We start from the raw sequence: 20,470 nt of genomic DNA, 5'->3' as shown, positions 1-20,470 counted from the left end.
AATGGCGGACAAGGGAATATTTTGCAATATAGGAGATCAATGGATACTACCGCAACATAATGCTAAGAACGTCACAAAACAGACCGCTTGCAGTTCCATACAAGCGGTCTGTTTATCGCTATTTTTTACAATCTTAGCCGGTGTTACGCATTCCCGCTGCAATGCCGGTAATGGTGATCATCAGTGCCTGTTCAAGAGCGGGATTTGGATTATCCCCTTGGTCCCGCAACCGATGTAGCAATTCCACTTGCAGTAGGTTGAGCGGATCGGTGTAAACATTACGCAGTGCAATAGACTCGGCAATCCAAGGCAAGTCTGCCATTAACTGACCCTCGTGAGCAAGGGATAACACTGTTTGAATATCCGCTTGTAACTGCTGGCGTAATCTCTGCCCTAAAGGGTGCAGTTCACTCGGTACAAGGCGTTGATCGTAGTGCTCCGCCAGCCATAAATCCGCCTTGCTGAACACCATTTCCAGCATTCCGATACGGGTTGAGAAAAACGGCCACTGCTCGCACATTGTGTTGAGCAAATCTTGATTGCCTTGTTCAATCAAGCTGCGTAACGCTGAACCTGCCCCAAGCCAAGCGGGGAGCATTAGGCGGTTTTGCATCCAAGCGAAAATCCACGGAATCGCACGCAAACTCTCCACCCCGCCATTCGGATTGCGTTTTGCCGGGCGAGAGCCGAGTGGTAATTTAGATAGTTCCTGCTCCGGTGTCGCTGCACGGAAATAAGGCACGAAATCCGGTTCGCCTCGTACAATGCCACGGTAAATCCGGCAGGAAATATCCGCGGCACTGTCCATTATTTGCCGCCAGCTTTGTTGTGGCTCCGGTGGTGGGAAGAGGTTGGCTTCTAAAACGGCACTCGCATATAAATCCAAACTTTCAACAGCAACCGCCGGTAAACCTAATTTAAAGCGGATCATTTCACCTTGCTCTGTTACCCGTAGCCCGTTTTTGAGCGAGCGAGGCGGTTGAGAGAGGAGTGCGGCGTGTGCCGGTGCACCGCCCCGTCCGATTGTACCGCCCCGACCGTGAAAGAGAGTGAGCTCCACCTGATATTTTTCGCATAGATTGACTAGCGCTTCTTGCGCCCGATATTGCGCCCACGAAGCAGCCAACATTCCGGCATCTTTGGCGGAGTCGGAATAGCCGATCATCACCATTTGGCGATTGCGGATAACGCCGCGATACCAACCGATATTAAACAGATCGGTCATCACTTTTTCGCAATGATCGAGATCGTCTAAGGTTTCAAATAGCGGGGCAACGGGAATTGTGGTGGTGCAGCCGGCTTCTTTTAAGAGTAAATGCACGGCTAACACATCCGAAGCCTCCCGTGCCATTGAGATCACATAAGCGGAAATCACCCCTTCAGGTTGCTCTGCCACTACTTTACAGGTGTCAAGCACCTCTTGGGTTTCGGGGCTTGGTGTCCAATTATGCGGAACAAGCGGTCGGCGGGAGCTGAGTTCTCGTACTAAAAAGGCTTGCTTGTCTGCCTCTGTCCATTGGGCATAATCGCCCAAACCGATATAGCGGGTAATCTCGGCAATCGCCGTTTCGTGCCGTGTGCTTTCTTGGCGAATATCCAAACGGGATAAACCCAAGCCAAAACAGCGGATGCGGCGTAGGCAATCCAGTAATGCACCGTTGGCGATAATGCGCATTCCGCATTGATGAAGCGATTGATAGCAATCGTAAAGCGGCTCCCACAGTTGCTCGTCTTGGGACAGAATATCGTTAGGGCTAATCGTCAGCGGTTTCCCTTCTAATAATTCACTGTAGTAGGCGACCGTTTTGCTCAATTTCGTGCGTAATTGTTTGACAACTAAACGGTAAGGTTCTAAGTGATCGCCGTATTTTTCACGGAATGCGGGGGTGCAATTTACCACTGAGAGTTCATCGGCGAGCAGCTTGATGTCTTCTAAAAACAGTTCGGCGGCTTTCCAGCGTTTCATTCGCAACACTTGGCGGGTAGTTTGGGCGGTAACAAACGGGTTGCCATCACGGTCGCCGCCCATCCAAGAGGAAAAACGCACAGGTGCAAGGGCAACATCGTGTTGCACGCCAAAGTGTTTTTCGAGGTGGAAATTGAGCTGGCGGCAGAAATCCGGTACGGCTTTCCAAAGACTGTTTTCAATCACCGCCATTCCCCATTTGGCTTCTTCCACCGGTGTCGGGCGTTGGGTGCGGATTTCATTCGTATGCCACGCTAATGCAATTAGCTGCATTAGGCGACGTTTTAATTTGGTACTTTCCGCTTCGGTTAAATCATCGTGTTCCAAGCGGCTTAAGCAGCGGTTGATCTCAACGTGTTTATGCACTAAGGAACGGCGGGTAACTTCGGTCGGGTGGGCGGTTAGCACGAGATCGATCAGCAATTTTTCCACGGTGTCGATCACTTTTTCCGCCGGCATATTTTGGGCTTTTAAACGCTCAAAGAGTGTGCCCATTGAACGTTCTCCGGAGGCAAGGTTATTCGTGTGGCGGGAAATGGTTTGATATTGTTCGGCAATGTTGGTTAGATTTAAAAATTGGCTGAAAGCACGGGCAACGGGAATAACGTTTTCGGTGGAAATATTGGCGAGCATATCCAACAGCTGCTCTCGGGCAGTTTCATCGCCGGCACGGGAAGCACGGGATAAAACCCGAATATTTTCAATCAGTTCTAAAATCTCACTCCCTTGGGCATCTCGGATTGTTTCGCCCAAAAAGTCCCCTAACATATGAATATTGCTACGCATTGATTCATAAACTTGGCTCATAAAGCTCCCCTTAAATCAATAAATATTAATGGGGTATAGATATACCGAAAAAGTCGGGAAATAGCAATGTGGATTTAGTTTTTTTAATGAAATAAATTAGAAAAAGTTATGCAAATGTAAACAGCAAGCGGTCAGATATGAAGGATTTTTGACAAAAATACAATATTATGTAGCAGTTGCACAAAGTTGTTTTTTATTCGTTTGTAGGGACACACTGCGTGTGTCCGGATTTTAACCTATTGAAATAATTTGATTTTTATAAAGGACACACGCAGTGTGTCCCTACATTCTGTTAAAATGTCTATTTTTGTGCATTTGCTACATAATACCGCAAAAACACAACAAATCCGACCGCTTGTTCGGCTTATTTCACCTCTCGGATCATAATTTCAGACGGAATGACGCTACCTTGCCAATAAAGCTCGGCGGCGATTTTGGCAGCGAGTTGTGCATAGGCTTGGCTGATCTCGTGAGCCGGGTCGGCAACGACAGTCGGCGTGCCGTTATCCAAATCTTCACGCAAGCGGATATGCAACGGCATTTGCCCTAATACTTGGGTGTGATATTTTTCGGCGACTTTTTCCGCCCCGCCTGTGCCGAATAGTGGCTCGTGATGTCCACAATTTGCACAGATGTGCATACTCATATTTTCAATGATGCCCAGTACCGGCACGGAGACACGCTGGAACATCGAGATACCTTTGATCGCATCAAGCAAGGCAATATCCTGCGGAGTTGTAACGACTATTGCGCCGGTAACGGGAATTTGCTGGGAGAGCGTCAGTTGAATATCGCCCGTACCCGGCGGCATATCGACCACTAGATAATCCAGATCCGGCCACCACGTTTCTTGCAACAGTTGGCTCAGGGCGCTGCTTGCCATCGGACCTCGCCAAATAGTGGCGTTGTCCGGCCCCATTAAATAGCCGATCGAGTTAGAGTAGATACCGTGGGCTTCAATCGGGGTTATATGCTGATTATCCGGCGAGGTCGGGCGTTGATCGGCAGCCCCCAGCATATGCGGAACAGATGGGCCATAAATATCGGCATCTAAAATACCGACCCTTGCCCCCTGCGCTTTTAATGCCAGGGCGAGATTGACCGCCGTAGTTGATTTGCCGACCCCGCCTTTGCCAGAGGTTACCGCAATAATGTTCTTCACACCATTGACTGCCGGATGATTATTGGCACGTTTGAGGGTAGCGATTTGGTAGTGAATAATCCATTTCACCGAGTCGGCTTGAGCGAGTTGCTTTAGCGGTTCGGTTAAGGCGGCTTGTAGCTGTTCAAACCCGCTTTGCCACGCAAACGGCATTGTGAACTCAAGGCGTAATACACCGCCGCCGAGCTCGGCTTTTTTCAGCGCATTGAGGGAGATTAAATCCTGTTGTAATGTCGGGTGTTGAAAATGCTGGAGCAGCGTTTTGATCTGCTCAAACTGTTCTGGAGTAAGAAGGTTCATTTTACTTTCCTTTTGTTCGGTATAAATCTTTGCTGTAAATCACTTCGCTGGCATTTTCAGGCGAAACGCCTTGAATATCGTTGGCGATCCACATTTTTCGTTGATATTGAAACAGCGGCAAAATGGCAATGTCATTGTCGAGCTGTGCTGCAATCGCCTCAATATATTGCTGACGTTGAGCAGCGGAGAGCGGTTTTTCGGCTAACTCGCTGAGATAGCGATCGACCGTTTCATTGGCATAGCCGCTTTTATTGTCAGGGCTTTGGGAATGAAATGCCGTTAAAAAGAGCATCGGATCGGCGTAATCGGCACACCAACCGCTGCGAATAAATTGAAAGGCTTTGGCGTTACGTTTTGCAAGTAAATCACGCCAATCAACCGCTTGTAGCTGTACTCTCAGTAGATCGGATCGCCCTAAAATACCGGCGATACGTTGTGCAATGGCTTCGTGGCTGCCTTGTGCATCGTAGGTGAGCGTAAATTTCAACGGCTGCTGCGGTGTTAAGCCTAACTGACTGAAAAGCTGTTCCGCACTGACGGTAGAGAGCTGCCGATCTTGCACGGTCTGCATTGTGCGGGGCAGCACGGAATGATTAGGCAAGCCAACGCCACGGCTGACTTCCGCAGAGGAAATCATCGCTCGCACCGCTTGGCGTACGGTTTTATTGCTAAACATCGGATCGGCAAAATTAAATTCGTAGAAATAGGTACACAAGCGGGGAAGCGTTCTCGCCTCGCCTTGATAGTGTGGCAGGAGATTTTCCACGACATCAAACTGTTGCGGGTTCTGTTTACTGGTAATCAGTTGGTATGCCACTTGTTGAAAGGGCAGATCTTGGCGGTTTGCCTGTAAAATAAGAGTTTGCGGGTGGCGTTCCAGCAGATGATAATCACCATTGCTGATAAAGTCGCCGTTTTCTGCCGGTTTCAGCCCGTGATAAGTCGGCAAGAGAGCGGAATGCGCTAACATTTGAGGGAGTTGTGCGTTGGCTTTACGCAGCCGAATTTGCAAGGTGTGCGGATTTAATGCCTGTACGCCGAGTGCACTGGGAGGCAAGTCGCCTTGGCTGATTTCTTTGGCATTTTGAACGCCCATATAGATGAGATAGGGCGCAAGCGGCGATTTTTGAGCTGGATCGGCAAGCCGTTGCCAACTGGCGACAAAATCCTGCGCGGTAACCGGTTCGCCATTTGACCAAGTTGCTTGTTCGTCCAATATAAAGAGCCAATTTTGTTGGTCATCGCTGAATTGTTGTTTCGCCAGTGCAGGCACGGCTTGCCCTTTTGGATCGAACGTCCATAAGCCCACCAGTAAATCCCGTAGCGGTGCGGCATCGGCAGACACTTTAGCGAAATGCGGATCGAGTTGCAGATACGCTGAGTAGATTGCCCGTTTGAGCCGTGGCGGTGAGGGGCTTTGGCTATTCTCTGTCGGGACTGGGTGCGGATCGCAACCGGTAAGAAGCCATAAACAAGCGGTGAGTTTGGCATATTTTTTCACAAAAGCGACCGCTTGAGCGTAACAATATTCCATCATTTTAATGTATCGCCGTTAAACCGGGGAATAAATTACTCAATCCGGCGACAATAATTTCAATGCCGAGCGCCATTAGGATTAGGCCCATAATCCTAGTTACGATGTTAGTGCCGGTTTTGCCGAGCCGTTTGATCAGTGGGGCGGAAAAGCGAAACAGAACATAACAAATCAGGGCGAAAGCGATAATCGCAATACTAAAGCCGAGATAGTCGATCCAGTGATTGTAGCGAGTGCCCCACACGATCGTTGAACCTATCGCCCCGGGGCCAGCCATAATCGGCATTGCGAGGGGCACGACGGCGATGTTGTCGTATTCGGACACATCAGCATTTTTTTCTTCTTTATTCTGTTTATGCTCGCCCAGTTTGCCGCTGATCATCGTCATTGCAATGCTGACAATCAAAAAACCGCCGGCAACCCGGAAAGAGTTGAGCGAGATGCTGAAAGCATCAAGGATAATTTTCCCGAAATAGAGGCTGACTAACAGAATCACACCGATGGAAACGGCGGTGATCAGGCTGGTTTTATTACGATCCGCTTCGTATTGATGGTTGGTCATACTGAAGAAGATCGGCAATGTGCCGAACGGATTGACAATCGCAAATAAGCCGATGAAAAATTGTAAGTAAATGGCGATGTTGATAACGGTATCCACGCAGCCCCCCAAAAAATCAAAATTGCCGAGTATTATAATCAGGAATAGCGGAAAAGGCTTGCAAAAATTTACCTCGGTCAGGCTAATCTTTTATAATGCCGTTTTTATTGCGTGGAGAGCATATAATGCGTTTAGATAAATTTATTGCGGAACAAACCGGCTTAACCCGTTCCCAAGCGGGCAAAGCCTTGCGTGCCGGTGCGGTGGCGGTGAATGGCGAGATTGAAAAAAACAGTGCGAGAAAGATCTCACAAGCCGATGAGATTGTATTTGAGGGGCAGAGGCTTGACTGGCTGAACGAAGGGGTGTATGTTATGCTACATAAACCCCAACATTGTGTCTGTTCACACGATGACGGGGATTATCCCAGTGTCTTCCAATTTTTCGACTATCCCCTTAGCACTAAATTACACTGTGCAGGGCGTTTAGATGCCGACACCACAGGTTTAGTTCTCTTAACCGATGACGGACAATGGTCTCACCGTATTACATCACCCAAGCACCATTGTGAAAAAACGTATCTCGTTACCCTTGCCGATCCGGTCGAAGCCTTTTACAGCACAAAGCTGGCGGAAGGGCTGCTGCTACGGGGTGAAAAAACGTTGACTAAACCTGCCAAGCTCGAAATTCTTGATGATTACAATGTCAATTTAACCATTAGTGAAGGGCGCTATCACCAAGTCAAACGAATGTTTGCCGCATTGGGCAATAAGGTGGTGGCTTTGCACCGTTGGCGGATTGGCAACGTGGTGTTGGACGAAAGGTTAGAGGAAGGCGAGTTTAGAATATTAACCGAAAAAGAGATAGCATATTTTTATGAATAAACCCGTTAGATTAAATGGCTTTTTTGTCATTATTTTAGGCTTACTATCAATGTTGCCGCCGTTGGCGATTGATATGTATTTACCCTCTTTCCTTGATATTGCACGGGATCTGAATGTGTCCCAAGAAAAAGTGCAAACCACCCTTGCTCTGTTTACCCTTGGTTTTGCATTAGGGCAACTGTTTTGGGGGCCGGTTGCCGATAGCTTCGGGCGTAAACCGATTATTTTAATCGGGATTGCAGGCGGGGCGATAATGGCATTCTTTCTCACCAAAGTAATGGATATCGGGCATTTTTACCTTATCCGCTTTGTTCAAGGCTTATTTGGAGCTGCGCCCGCAGTGGTGTTAGGGGCATTGGTGCGGGATCTGTTTGAACGTAACCGATTTGCACGAATGATGTCCACCATTATGATCATCTCAATGGTTGCCCCGCTGATTGCGCCGATTATGGGCGGCTATATCGCCAAATGGTTTCACTGGCATTCTATTTTTTATACCTTAATGGCGATGGGGATATTATGTACCGTATTGGTAATGTGGCAAATTCCCGAAACCCTTAAAGCTGAAAACCGTGTGCCGTTGCATTTCGGCAAGGTGTTGAAAAATTTTCAGGGGCTGATTGCCCATCGAGCAACGCTCGGCTATGTATTGGTCGGCGGATTGTCCTTTGCCGGTATGTTCTGCTTTTTGACCTCCGGCTCGATTGTCTATATCGGCTTATTTGGCGTTTCGCCGGAGCATTTTGGTTATTTCTTCGTGATGAATATCGGTGTTTTGATCGTGATGACCTTTATTAACGGGCGACTGGTTACTAAAATCGGGTCGGAAAATATGTTACGTATCGGCTTGATTTTGCAATTATTGGCGGGCGTATGGTTAGCGATTTCAGCGACATTTTCCTTCGGGCTGTGGGCAATGGCAATCGGCGTTGCAGTGTTTGTCGGTATGGTGTCTACTATCGGCAGTAACGCTTCGGCAGCGATTTTAGACCGTTATCCGCAAATGGCGGGGACGGCGAATGCCCTTGCCGGCACGGCTCGTTTCGGGGTTGGCTCTTTAGTGGGGGCGGGCTTGTCCCATATTCCGTTGAGCAGCGAGCGGCCAATGCTTTATGCAATGGCGCTTTGTACCCTCGCTTCTTTTGTCTGCTACTATTTTCTCTGCTGCCGCACGCATTCCGAGCAAGCCTAATCGGCTCAACAAGCGGGGCGTTTAGAGCAAATTCAGCCAAATAAACATCGCAGTGTTAAAAATTTGTTCAAATCGTTCCGCTTTTTAATAAAAAGCGCCATTTTAGAAAAAACCTTGTAATCAGACAGGCGCAAGATATGCTTGCTGATAAACAGTGCTTGTTCAGCATAAAATGTTGGTGAATGGTCTAAATTAAGCCTTTTTTGCCTATCCGATAGAAGAAAAATATAAAAAAAGCGTAAAAATAGCATTTTACAATTAAATGGGCAGCAGTTATATTCTCTCACAATGATTGCAAGCGGTCAGATTTGCATATTTCTTTGCACATCAGCCCGCTTGTTGTTTTCCTCATTATTGATTGAGTTGGAATTATTATGGCAAGCAAGACCCTTTACCAAAAATTATTTGATGCCCACGTTGTTCACGAGGCGGCGGGAGAAACCCCGATTATTTATATCAACCGTCATCTTATTCACGAAGTAACCAGCCCCCAAGCCTTTGACGGACTGCGGGTTGCCAATCGCCAAGTCCGCCAAGTCGGTAAAACCTTCGGCACGATGGATCACAGTATCTCCACACAGGTGCGTGATGTGCAAAAATTAGCAGGTCAGGCTAAAATTCAAGTGCTTGAGTTAGACAAAAACTGCAAAGCGAACGGCATTTCATTGTTTGATATGAATACCAAAGAGCAGGGCATTGTACACGTTATGGGGCCGGAGCAAGGCTTGACCCTGCCGGGAATGACGATTGTGTGCGGCGATTCCCATACCGCAACCCACGGTGCATTTGGTGCTTTGGCGTTTGGGATCGGGACTTCCGAAGTGGAACACGTTCTTGCCACCCAAACCCTTAAACAAGCCCGCGCCAAAAGTATGAAAATTGAGGTGCGTGGCAAGGTTGCGCCGGGGATTACCGCAAAAGATATTATGTTAGCCATTATCGGCAAAACCACAATGGCGGGCGGTACAGGACACGTTGTTGAATTTTGTGGTGAAGCGATCCGTGATTTGTCGATGGAAGGGCGTATGACCGTGTGCAATATGGCGATTGAAATGGGCGCAAAAGCCGGCTTGATTGCACCGGACGAAACAACCTTTGCCTATCTAAAAGGTCGCCCGCACGCACCTAAAGGTAAAGATTGGGACGAGGCGGTCGCCTATTGGAAAACCTTGCATACGGACGAAGGGGCTGAGTTTGATACGGTCGTAACTTTAGAGGCTAAAGATATTTCACCGCAGGTAACGTGGGGAACGAATCCGGGGCAGGTAATCGGCATCGATCAACGCATTCCTAATCCGGCACAGATGAGCGATCCCGTTGCGCGAGCTTCAGCGGAGAAAGCCTTAGCGTATATCGGCTTAGATGCGGAAACGGATCTAAAAACCATTCCGGTGGATCAAGTGTTTATCGGCTCTTGTACCAATTCCCGCATTGAAGATTTGCGAGCAGCGGCTGCGGTGATGAAAGGACGCAAAGTGGCACAAAATGTCAAACGGGTGTTGGTTGTGCCGGGATCGGGTTTGGTAAAAGAGCAAGCGGAAAAAGAGGGATTGGATAAAATCTTCATCGAAGCGGGGGCAGAGTGGCGTAATCCGGGCTGCTCGATGTGCTTGGGAATGAATGACGACCGCTTAGGCGAGTGGGAGCGTTGTGCTTCAACCAGTAACCGTAATTTTGAAGGCCGTCAAGGACGTAACGGACGCACTCACCTTGTGAGCCCGGCAATGGCGGCAGCGGCGGCAGTATTTGGTAAATTTGTGGATATTCGTCAGGTTTCATTGAATTAAGGAGAAAAAATGGCAGGTTTTAAACAAATTTCAGGGCTAGTTGTGCCGCTTGATGCAGCAAATGTGGATACCGATGCAATTATTCCTAAACAATTTTTGCAAGCAATTACACGGGTCGGCTTTGGCAAACACCTTTTCCACGAATGGCGTTATCTCGATGTGGAGGGCACTCAACCTAATCCCGATTTCGTACTCAATTACCCGCAATATCAAGGGGCGACAATTTTATTGGCTCGCAAGAATTTAGGTTGCGGTTCTTCCCGTGAACACGCACCGTGGGCATTGGCGGATTACGGTTTTAAAGCAATGATTGCCCCGAGTTTTGCCGATATTTTCTACAATAATAGCTTAAATAACCATATGCTACCGGTACGCCTCACCGAAGAGGAAGTGGAAGAACTGTTCCAATGGGTATGGGCAAATGAAGGCAAGCAGATCGAAATTGATTTAGAAACCCAAACGGTGAAAGCGGGCGAAAAACTGTATCATTTTGAAATTGACGAGTTCCGCCGCCACTGCTTGTTAAACGGTTTAGACAATATCGGCTTAACCTTACAACACGAAGCGAAAATCGCAGAGTACGAGCGTAATATCCCGGCATTTTTACGTTAAGTCATTTCATAAAAAAACGCATAACCAATTGTTGGTTATGCGTTTTTGTTTTTTGATTTTTTTAGGTATTACTGAGCTTGACCTGCGAATGCCCCTACACGCTCATTGGTTTTATATATACCGCCGATCTCTTTTGCATTTTCACCGAAGAAACCGCCTTTCACTTGAGTGGCTGCGCCGTTTTCGGAAGCAAATTTATTGCCGTCAATTTTGGCATTAAGTTTAATATCATTAGTCAGTGTGCCGGATAAGGTTTTATCCGCGAAGTTAGCTGTGATCTTACCGTGAGCTATACCAAAGTCACTCATAGTTGCACTATTTGTTTTAACGTTATAGGTAACAACTCCGGTCGGAAGTTGTGAGACATCCGTTGCTTTACCGTTTACGAAAGCAAATACATCGTTACTGCGCATAATTCCAACGGTAACATTTGGAGAGCTTGTATAAACACTGATATCGCTAGAACCACGCTTTCCACCTACGAAAAAGTCGAAGCCTTCTGTTTTCCAACCATTGACACTTGCACCATCAATATTTGCAAGATCAATTGTTTGACCATTGACAGTTAATTGATGGATATTATTTGTATCTTTAAACTCAATATTTCCTTTGCCGTTTAGGCTGTAGAAAGGACTTGCTGTATTTTGATTTTGGACACCTTTGTTCGGGGTTTCTTGATTAACACTTGGTTTCGGGGTGCTCGCTTTCGGTGCAGCATCATTTGAAGATGAGCCACCACTACTACTGCCGCAAGCAGAAAGTAAAACTGCACAAGCAAGAATAGAGAGTTGTTTTTTCATATGAAGATCTCCTGTGTCTTAACATTACACCGCTGAATAAGCTAAGCGACGATGATAATTTACTCGGTTTTAATTTAAATTTCAATTTTTTTAAAATGCGGTCGGATTTGTTAATTTTTAGGCAAATCCGACCGCTTGTACTTGATTATTTGAAGATAATGTCTTGTTTCGGATCGAATTTTGAGGCATCGATCGGGGAGTTTTCTTCAAAATAGGCTTTAAGCATTTCCGCATCAATAAAGCCGGTATTGACATAGCTTGGGTGCTTTTTCAATACAGGATAGCCGTCGCCGCCGGCTGCACAGTAATCCGGCACTGACAGTTTATATTTTTTGTTTAAATCAAGGGCTTTGCCGCCGATTTTAACATCGGAGACTTGTTTGGCGGTGCGATCGACCACCATTGATACGCCGGCAAATTGCGGGTATGCACCCATATCGACATCTTTTAAGGCGACCACATTTAAGTAATCCAACAATTCTTGACCGGTGAGATCAACTGTCGCAATCATATTGCCGAACGGCTGGACGGTGAGGAGATCTTTATAAGTAACATTACCTTCAAGGATTGAGGTGCGTATACCGCCGGAATTCATCACCGCTAAATCTGCTTTTACCCGCTCCATTTGCGATTGAGCAATCAAGCGGCCTAAGTTGGTTTGGTGGAAGCGGATAACATCACGTTCGCCCTCTAATTTACCGCCTTTTACTTCGCCGACTTTCACGCCAAGTAATTTGTCGCCTTCGTCTTGGTATTTTTTGAGATGCTCAAACACTGCTTTATCTTCGGCAATTTCCGATTGATAGAGTTTATATTCGGATTTGCCGTCGGCAAGTTTCACTTTCTGTTTTAAGTTAATCGGGATTAACTGATAGTTCACCAATTTGGTTTCGCCGTTTTTAAATTCAAAGTCGGCTCGACCTAAGTATTTACCCCATTCGCCCGCTTGTACAATCCAAGTGCCGTTTTGGAAATCTGGTTTACAGGCATCGCCGGGGGTATATTTTGCTTTTAAGCCTGTTCCTTCATCGTTTAAACAGACTGTGTCGTGGGTATGACCGCCAACGATCAAATCAAACGCACCTTTTTCGAGGCTGCGAGCCATTGTTACATCGCCCGGTGCATTCATTCCGTGTTTGCCGTCAAAATAGTAGCCCATATGGGTTAGCGCAATGCGAGCGTCCGGCTTCTCTTTTTCGTTTACTTCGGCGAGGGTTTGTTTTGCCGCTTCAATCGGGTTGTTAAAAATCACATTGCCGGTAACCTCCGGATTACCGAGTTTTGCCGTATCTTCCGTGGTTAAACCGACCACCGCAATTTTCAAGCCGCCTTTGTTAAATACGGCATAAGGTTTGACTAACGGTTTGTCGGTTTTTTTGTTGATGACATTAGCGGACAAGAACGGAAAGTTTGCCCATTGTTCTTGCATTGCCAGTACTTGTAGCGGGGAATCAAACTCGTGATTACCCAGTGCTAGCGTTTCAAAGCCGAGCATATTCATTCCTTCAATATCCGGACGGGCGTTTTGCATATCGGATTCCGGTGTACCGGTGTTATAGTCGCCGGCGTGAAGTAACAACACTTCGCCCCCTTTGGCAGCGACCTCTTTACGCACAGCGTCAATCGCCGTTTTTTGTGCGGCAAAACCGTATTCGCTTTTATCGTTTTTCCAGAAATGACCGTGTGTATCATTGACGTGTAACACGGTAAATTGGTAGGTTTTATCCGTTTCGTATGCCATTGCCGTGGCAGAGAGCAAAGCAACGGAGAGCAGGGTTTTCTTAAATTTCATAGCAAGTACCTTTGTGTGATGAAAGGGAATATTCCCAGTGTTTATTAGGGACGAATATCAATGACCGCATTATGAATGACCGTGCGATACAGTTCGTCAATTTCTTCATTTGTTACGGCAATGCAACCGTGCGTCCAATCTTTGAGCAAATGTAATTTCCCGATGTCGCCACGCCCGTTCGGCAGCCCGTGAATTTTTATCAAACCGCCGGGGGATTTTCCTTGAGATTGGGCGTAGGCAGTATCTTGTGCATTAGGGTAAGAAACGCCCAAATTTTTATGATACGCACTGCGAGGGTTGCGTTCATTTATGCGATAAATGCCTTCGGGCGTTTTGCCGTCGCCCTCAAATTGTTTATGCCCGATTGGGTTGAAGCCGAGGGCTATCGGATAAATTTTGACTAACTGCTCACCCCGGTATGCCCACATTTGCCGCTTATGTTTAAATACCACAAGGCGATCAATGGGGGTATCCGTTGCAATGGCTGGCTCACTGGCGAGATAGTCGGGCAAAATATCTGACATTATCTGTTTTACCTTGGGCAGATTAAAGCCAACCAACACGACTAAGAGACCGATAAGGATAAAAATCGCTTTTTTCATCGTTTACCTACTTACAAGCGGGCAGTTCGGCGGCATTTTTCGCATATTTAGAAAAATAAGATCAGCAGCCAAGTCAAGCCCCACGTTACCATTGCCATAAACACGGCGGCAGAACCGATATCTTTTGCCCGTCCGGAGAGTTCGTGATAGTCCGAACCGATACGATCGACCACAGACTCCACCGCACTGTTTAACAGTTCGGCGACTAATACCAACAGAACAGATCCGGCAAGCAACACTTTTTCAACGGCGTTATCGCCTAGAAATAAACCGAGCGGAATCAATAAAAAAGAAAGCCACACTTCTTGACGAAATGCAGCTTCGTAACAATAAGCACTTTTGAGGCCTTTCAGCGAATAGCCGGCGGCTCTCAGCACACGTTGAAAATTGGCTTTATTTTCGGGCTTCATAATGAGTTAAAAGGGAATAACATTGGCGTTATTCTACCCGAAAGCTATGAAGGACGAAAATAAAATAGTGTAAAATCTCGCCTCTTTTGCAATTAAAATCACAGATTTTGCAAAATTATGCCCACAAATGACCGCTTGACTATTTCATTTTGGCGGTTTTTGGGCTAATCTCATCACTCTTTATTTTAATTCGGGGGCAATTAACCTCGATTTTTTCTCCGTTAGGTCTTACAGGAAACCTTATGAGCAAACCATCATTATCTTCAAAAATCCTCGGCGGCAATCTGGTATTGCGTATCGCCGTTGGTCTTATATTAGGTGTTGTACTGGCATTACTTAATCCGACTTGGGCTGCCAATGTCGGTGTGTTAGGGCAATTTTTCGTGAAATCTTTGCGGGCAATCGCACCGATTTTAGTTTTCTGCTTGGTCATCGCCTCTATTGCGAACAAAGAGGTGGGCAGCGATAGCCGTTTAAAACCGATTTTAGTGCTGTACCTTTTAGGCACATTCTTAGCGGCACTGACTGCCGTTGCAGTGAGCTATCTATTCCCGACTACGCTGGAGTTGGTAACCAGTCCGGACAACCTTGCGCCGCCACAAGGGGTGGGTGAAGTGTTGAAAGTGGTGATTTTCAACTTAGTGGATAACCCGTTGGGCGCACTGACGAATGCGAACTTTATCGGCATTTTGGCTTGGTCAATCGGACTTGGTATTGCGTTACGCCACGCCGCACCGAGTACCAAAATCTTCCTTAACGATTTATCCGATGCGGTTTCTTTTGTGGTGAAAGTGGTGATTGCTTTTGCACCGATCGGGGTGTTTGGTTTGGTCGCTGAAACGGTCGCCGTCAATGGTCTTGAAGCCTTCCACGGCTATGCCCACTTATTAGCGGTCTTACTAGGGGCAATGGCAATTGTGGCGTTTGTGTTAAATCCATTGTTAGTCTTTTGGAAAATCCGCCGCAATCCGTTCCCGCTGACTTTTACCTGCCTGCGTGAGAGTGGCGTAACGGCGTTCTTTACCCGCAGTTCTGCCGCCAACATTCCGGTGAATATGGGTCTTGCCAAACGTTTAGGGCTAAAAGAAGAGATTTATTCTATCTCCATTCCGTTGGGGGCGAATATCAATATGGCTGGGGCAGCGATTACCATCACGGTCTTAACCCTTGCCGCTGCTTATACACAGGGCATTACACCGGATTTTGCCACAGCATTGCTATTAAGTGTGGTGGCGGCGATCTGCGCTTGCGGTGCGTCCGGTGTTGCTGGCGGTTCGCTGCTGTTAATTCCGCTTGCGTGTAGCTTATTCAATATCCCAAATGATGTGGCGGCGCAGGTGATCGGTGTTGGCTTTATCATTGGTGTGATTCAAGACTCTGCCGAAACGGCGTTAAATTCCTCGACTGATGTACTCTTTACCGCAGCGGTCAGTATGGCAGATGATAAATAACGGCTAATCAATTCCCCTAAAAAGCACGTTCTGAGCAACGTGCTTTTTTATTTTTGTGATCTCGATCGTAAAACGCCCCTTTAGCCGTTGTATATCGGCAAACTTCCTTTCAAACTGCTTGATATTTTTCTCACCGTAATGCAATGAACCTCGATCGATTTTGCCTGCTGTTTGTGTTGTCCCTCTTGCCGATATTATGGCTGCCACACGCCTTTTTATCTGTCGGAATGGGCATTGCGTGGCTGTTTTTTCTGGTCGGCTTAGTTAAAAGAGCGGGACTGACTTTGTTACTGGCGTTATTGATTGCTGTCAGTTACGGGCAGGTGATGAATATTGCTTATAAGGCAGAGCATTTCCCGACGGGCAAGCGGGTCGAATTGATTCATATTTTGCAAATTCTCAAGCAACAGGATTACCAAACGGCGATTGCCGAATTGGCAGACGGCACACGCTTATTTTTGGCTTGGCAAACGGAAACGCCGTTGCAGTTTGATGCCCGTTACCAAGCCACCTTGCATTTACGCCCGATTTCAGGACGTTTAAATCACGGCAATTTTAATCGGCAGAAATGGTATTTCGCCCAACATATTCACGGGCTTGGTACGGTCAAGCAGGCGCAGTTGCTTTCGCCGCCGACATCATTACGGGCAAATTGGCTCTATCGGGTACAACAACAGACCGCCGACTTGCCGAACCAAGCGCTCCTGCTGGCGTTAGCCTTTGGTGAGCGGGCGTGGTTATCTATTAAGGCGTGGCAAGGTTTTCAGCACACCTCAACGGCGCATTTGATTGCGATCTCAGGCTTGCATATCGGGTTGGCGTTCGGCTTCGGCTTTTGGTTGGCAAAGGCTCTGCAATGGGGCTTGTTACGTTGGGGCAGATTGCACAGGGCTGGGCAATCTCTGTCTTGGTCAAAATGGTGCGGATTGTGTTTTGCATTTGGGTACAGTTTTTTAGCCGGTTTTGCGATCCCGACTTTAAGGACGTTAGTGGCAATTTGTGCGGTACTCGGCTGCCAGCAACTACGCCGTTACTATACGCCGTGGCAACTATGGTGGCGTGTAGTGGCGCTGCTACTGCTTTTCGACCCGTTGGCACTTTTGTCGGAAAGTTTTTGGCTATCGGTATTAGCGGTTGCTGCGTTGATTTTTTGGTATCAATATTTTCCGCTCAATCGTTGTTATGACAGGCTCTTTTGCAAAAAATGCCCGAAATCTGCCCGCTTGAGCATTGCGTTGTTGCATTTGCAGTTGGGCATTTTGCTGGTGTTTACCCCTGTTCAACTGTGGTTTTTCGAGGGCATTTCCCCCATTGCATTTTTTGCTAATGTATTGATTGTGCCGTTGTATAGCTTTGTGCTTGTCCCGACAATTTTATTTAGTTTGGTGAGTGATAACCTTTTGGCGAGTTGGACGTTAGCGGATTGGATTGCCCAATTTAGCCTGTGGTTGATTACGCCGCTGTCAGAGAGCTGGTTGCCGTTATCCCAAGCCCTGCAGCTCGGCGTGGCTAGCTTTAGTTTATTGGGTTTGGCGGGGATTTATGGCTGGCTATGGCAAAAAAGCAGAGGTTACTGGCTTGTCAGCGGTATGTTATTTGGGTTGGTTAATCGTGGCGGTGTTATCGTCGATTTGGGGCGAACGCAACCGATCGCCGAATGGCTGCATTTTGATGTCGGGCAAGGTTTGGCAATGGCGTTGGTCTATCAAGCAAGCGGTCAGAAACGGGCGGTTTTTTACGATACCGGTGCGAGTTGGTCTGCCCGCTCCGTTGCCGAGCAGGAGATTTTGCCTTATTTAAGGCGAGAAGGCATTGAGGTTGAAGCGATTTTTGTCAGCCACGATGATAACGATCACGCCGGCGGCGTCAGTGCGTTACTCAAGGCATATCCGCAGGCGCGGCTGATTTTATCGGGGCGTAACCGTTATACTGGTAGGATGGCTGAACCTTGTCTGGCAGGCAGAAAATGGCAATTTGGGGCAATTTCGATACAGGCGGTTTACCCTGAACATCTTGCCGTGCGGGCGGCAAACCGTGATTCTTGTGTGTTGAAAGTGGAGATTGGGCAGCACCGTTTGGTGTTTACCGGCGACAGCGAAATTGCACAGGAACGACACTATGCGGCACAGATTGGTAGGGTGGATTTTTTGCAGATCGGGCATCACGGCAGCCGAACCAGTACCAGCCAAACCTTATTAGCCCAGCTTCAGCCTCAATATGCACTGATTTCGGCGGGGCGTTGGAATCCTTGGCATCACCCGCACCCCAGTGTAACCGCCCGTTTACAAGCACATTCTATTCAGGTGTTTAATACGGCGCAGCACGGAATGATCCGAGTATCCTTCTTTCCGACACGCTACCAAATTGAAACGGCCCGCCATTTATATCACCCTTGGTATAGTGCTTATCTAGGCGAGACACGCAAAAATCATAGTCATTTTGCTCATAACCGATTAGAATAACCCCTTACGATTGATGGATTTGAAAGGAGAGAGAGTGAAAAGCCGCCCGTTTACTTTTCTGATAATAGCCTTGGCACTGTTTTTCGGCACACAACAATACAGTGTGGCGAATGATCTGTCTCAAATTCAACAACGGATTAAGCAGCAACAAACTAAGATAGCCGAGCAGAAAAAAAAGCGGGACAGTTTGCAATCTACCTTGAAAAATCAAGAAATTGAAATGGGAAAAGTGTTAAATGAGCTGAAAAAGACGCAGCTTACCCTCAAGGAAACCCGCCAAGCGATCGCCCGAACCGAGCAGGAGATCAAGCGGTTGGAAAAATTGGAAAAAGAGCAAAAAGAGCGGCTGAAAGAGCAGTTGGACTCGGCTTATCGCTCGGGGATTCACCCTTCCGTATTAGAACGCTTACTCTCGGAGGAGGCTAAAAATGCCGACCGAATGGGCGCATACTATGAGCATATCAATCAAGTGCGGATTGATGCCATTTATGATCTACGCCGCACTCAACAAGAATTAAAAGCCCGCCGAGATGAGCTGAAAGGGCAGCAAAAAGGGCAGCAAACCCAGTTAAACGAGCAGAAAAAGCAGGAAAAAGATCTGCAAAAAGTGAAAAACGAGCGGGAGAGTACGATCCGTTCGCTAGACAAAACCCTTGCTCAAGATCAAAACCGTTTGGACGAATTGAAAGCGAACGAAAATGCGTTACGCAATCAATTAGCCAAAGCGGCAAATGAAGCGGCGCAGCAGGAAAAGCGTGAAATTGCCAAGTTGGAGCAGAAGAAAAGCAGCGAAGAAAAACGGCAGCCGACCGAGCAGGAAAAACAGCAGGTGCGTGCCGGCAGCGGTTTAGGCGGTGGCAAATATGCGATGCCGGTAGCGGGCAAAATTGTCAATCGCTTTGGTTCGACCCAAATGGGTGAGCTGAAATGGAACGGGATCGTCATTCAGGCGGCGGCAGGCTCGGCAGTTAAAGCGATTGCGGGCGGGCGGGTTATCCTTGCCGATTGGCTGCAAGGTTACGGTCAAGTCGTAGTGATCGACCACGGTAACGGCGATATGTCGCTCTATGGCTACAACCAATCGCTATCGGTACGCAAAGGCAGCCGTGTTCAACAGGGGCAAACCATTGCCAGCGTGGGAAATTCCGGCGGGCAAAGCCGCTCGGCATTGTATTTTGAAATTCGCCGCAAAGGGCAAGCGGTCAATCCGTTACGTTGGGTAAATTAGTATGAACAAGCGGTGGTTTTTTCCCCTTTTTTTGCAAATTTTGTGTCTGTTCGCACCGCTTGCACAGGCGGCGAAGTTGGCGATCGTCATTGATGATATTGGTTATCGCACAAAAGAAGATAGCGAAATTTATGCGTTACCCAATCAAGTGAGCGTGGCGATTATTCCCGTTGCACCTTATGCCACGGCGAGAGCGAAGCAAGCCTTTGAGCAGAAACGGGATATTCTCATTCATCTGCCAATGCAGCCGCAAAATAACCATCAACCCATTGAATCCGGCAGCTTAAAAGTGGGAATGGACGAGCAAGCCGTTGCCCAACTTATTCAGTCTGCTAGCCGCCAAGTACCGCACGCTATCGGTTTGAATAATCATATGGGCAGTAAAGCGACCACCGATCAGCAGACAATGACGTATTTGATGAAAGCACTGGCCAGCCATCAATTATTTTTTCTGGATAGCAAAACCGCAGGGAATAGCGTTGCTTATCAAACGGCAAAAAACGTTGGCGTAAAAGCGTTGGAACGTCATCTCTTTTTAGATGACAGTAATGAACTTGCCGATGTACAACGGCAATTTAATGCGGCGATTCATTATGCCCGTAAGCACGGGACGGCGATTATCATCGGGCATCCCCGTAAACACAGCGTGGCAGTACTGAAGCAAGGCATTGCCAATTTACCCGATGATATTGAATTGGTCAGCCTTAGTCAGTTATGGCGAGATGAGCCGCTTGCCCCGCCGAAGCCGTTTATTATGCTATTTGATATTGAACCGGCATTAACCTCCGTTGAACCCTATCAATCCGTGCCTTTACTTAGAGGTGTGCCGAAGGAGTGATGAAATGACGAATGTGGCGGAACTCGGTGAAAAAATCTCTGCCTA

Annotated in this window: 16 protein-coding genes; 8 read left to right on the top strand and 8 right to left on the bottom strand. The window is 47.5% G+C overall.

What is annotated here, in order from left to right:
- Positions 1-133: 133 nt before the first annotated feature.
- From ppc to E4T80_RS00270, 4 genes are all read right to left on the bottom strand, one after another.
- Entirely contained in the window at positions 134-2,773 is a 2,640-nt protein-coding gene (gene ppc / locus E4T80_RS00285) for a phosphoenolpyruvate carboxylase (protein WP_135053902.1), read from the bottom strand.
- A gap of 364 nt (positions 2,774-3,137) precedes the next feature.
- Positions 3,138-4,235 (bottom strand): iron-sulfur cluster carrier protein ApbC, encoded by a 1,098-nt coding sequence (gene apbC, locus E4T80_RS00280; RefSeq protein WP_135053900.1) that lies wholly within the window; start codon positions 4,233-4,235, stop codon positions 3,138-3,140.
- A gap of 1 nt (position 4,236) precedes the next feature.
- Complete coding sequence (locus E4T80_RS00275) at positions 4,237-5,772, bottom strand: peptide ABC transporter substrate-binding protein (protein ID WP_135053898.1); 1,536 nt, start codon at positions 5,770-5,772, stop codon at positions 4,237-4,239.
- Between the two features lies 1 nt (position 5,773).
- Positions 5,774-6,427, bottom strand: a complete 654-nt coding sequence (locus tag E4T80_RS00270) for a YchE family NAAT transporter (RefSeq protein ID WP_047977401.1) — start codon at positions 6,425-6,427, stop codon at positions 5,774-5,776.
- 125 nt (positions 6,428-6,552) lie between these two features.
- Between E4T80_RS00270 and rsuA the strand changes: the two genes are divergently transcribed.
- From rsuA to leuD, 4 genes are all read left to right on the top strand, one after another.
- Positions 6,553-7,251 (top strand): 16S rRNA pseudouridine(516) synthase RsuA, encoded by a 699-nt coding sequence (gene rsuA / locus E4T80_RS00265; RefSeq protein ID WP_135053896.1) that lies wholly within the window; start codon positions 6,553-6,555, stop codon positions 7,249-7,251.
- The gene (locus E4T80_RS00260) at positions 7,244-8,443 is read left to right on the top strand and encodes a Bcr/CflA family multidrug efflux MFS transporter (RefSeq protein ID WP_135053894.1); all 1,200 of its coding nucleotides are present in this window, start codon (positions 7,244-7,246) and stop codon (positions 8,441-8,443) included. The genes rsuA and E4T80_RS00260 overlap by 8 nt, the downstream gene beginning before the upstream one ends.
- 374 nt (positions 8,444-8,817) lie before the next feature.
- Positions 8,818-10,230 (top strand): 3-isopropylmalate dehydratase large subunit, encoded by a 1,413-nt coding sequence (leuC, locus tag E4T80_RS00255; RefSeq protein ID WP_047977404.1) that lies wholly within the window; start codon positions 8,818-8,820, stop codon positions 10,228-10,230.
- Between the two features lie 9 nt (positions 10,231-10,239).
- The gene (gene leuD, locus E4T80_RS00250) at positions 10,240-10,842 is read left to right on the top strand and encodes a 3-isopropylmalate dehydratase small subunit (RefSeq protein WP_135053892.1); all 603 of its coding nucleotides are present in this window, start codon (positions 10,240-10,242) and stop codon (positions 10,840-10,842) included.
- A gap of 68 nt (positions 10,843-10,910) precedes the next feature.
- Here the strand turns inward: leuD and E4T80_RS00245 are convergent, their stop codons facing one another.
- From E4T80_RS00245 to E4T80_RS00230, 4 genes are all read right to left on the bottom strand, one after another.
- Positions 10,911-11,642, bottom strand: coding sequence for a transferrin-binding protein-like solute binding protein (locus E4T80_RS00245; RefSeq protein WP_135053890.1), 732 nt, complete (start codon positions 11,640-11,642; stop codon positions 10,911-10,913).
- A 145-nt stretch (positions 11,643-11,787) separates the two neighbouring features.
- Entirely contained in the window at positions 11,788-13,434 is a 1,647-nt protein-coding gene (gene ushA, locus E4T80_RS00240; protein ID WP_135053888.1) for a bifunctional UDP-sugar hydrolase/5'-nucleotidase UshA, read from the bottom strand.
- A 44-nt stretch (positions 13,435-13,478) separates the two neighbouring features.
- On the bottom strand, positions 13,479-14,036 hold the full coding sequence (locus E4T80_RS00235; protein WP_135053886.1) for a L,D-transpeptidase family protein: 558 nt from the start codon (positions 14,034-14,036) through the stop codon (positions 13,479-13,481).
- 47 nt (positions 14,037-14,083) lie between these two features.
- Positions 14,084-14,446: a diacylglycerol kinase gene (locus E4T80_RS00230; protein WP_135053884.1), complete on the bottom strand. Its 363-nt coding sequence runs from the start codon at positions 14,444-14,446 to the stop codon at positions 14,084-14,086.
- 242 nt (positions 14,447-14,688) lie between these two features.
- Between E4T80_RS00230 and sstT the strand changes: the two genes are divergently transcribed.
- The 4 genes from sstT to E4T80_RS00210 all read left to right on the top strand — a co-directional run bounded on the left by sstT (position 14,689) and on the right by E4T80_RS00210 (position 20,425).
- Positions 14,689-15,897: a serine/threonine transporter SstT gene (gene sstT, locus E4T80_RS00225; RefSeq protein WP_135053882.1), complete on the top strand. Its 1,209-nt coding sequence runs from the start codon at positions 14,689-14,691 to the stop codon at positions 15,895-15,897.
- Positions 15,898-16,040: 143 nt separating this feature from the next.
- Positions 16,041-18,359 carry a DNA internalization-related competence protein ComEC/Rec2 gene (locus tag E4T80_RS00220; RefSeq protein WP_135053880.1) on the top strand — a complete coding sequence of 773 codons (2,319 nt, stop codon included), beginning with the start codon at positions 16,041-16,043 and terminating at the stop codon, positions 18,357-18,359.
- Positions 18,360-18,372: 13 nt separating this feature from the next.
- Positions 18,373-19,587 carry a murein hydrolase activator EnvC gene (gene envC, locus E4T80_RS00215; RefSeq protein ID WP_135053878.1) on the top strand — a complete coding sequence of 405 codons (1,215 nt, stop codon included), beginning with the start codon at positions 18,373-18,375 and terminating at the stop codon, positions 19,585-19,587.
- Between the two features lies 1 nt (position 19,588).
- Entirely contained in the window at positions 19,589-20,425 is an 837-nt protein-coding gene (locus tag E4T80_RS00210) for a divergent polysaccharide deacetylase family protein (RefSeq protein ID WP_135053876.1), read from the top strand.
- Positions 20,426-20,470 lie beyond the last annotated feature (45 nt).

The organism is Muribacter muris (assembly GCF_004569585.1).
Classification (GTDB): domain Bacteria; phylum Pseudomonadota; class Gammaproteobacteria; order Enterobacterales; family Pasteurellaceae; genus Muribacter; species Muribacter muris.
The sequence above is the reverse complement of the archived record's forward strand: the minus strand, read 5'-3'. Positions and strand labels throughout refer to the sequence as shown.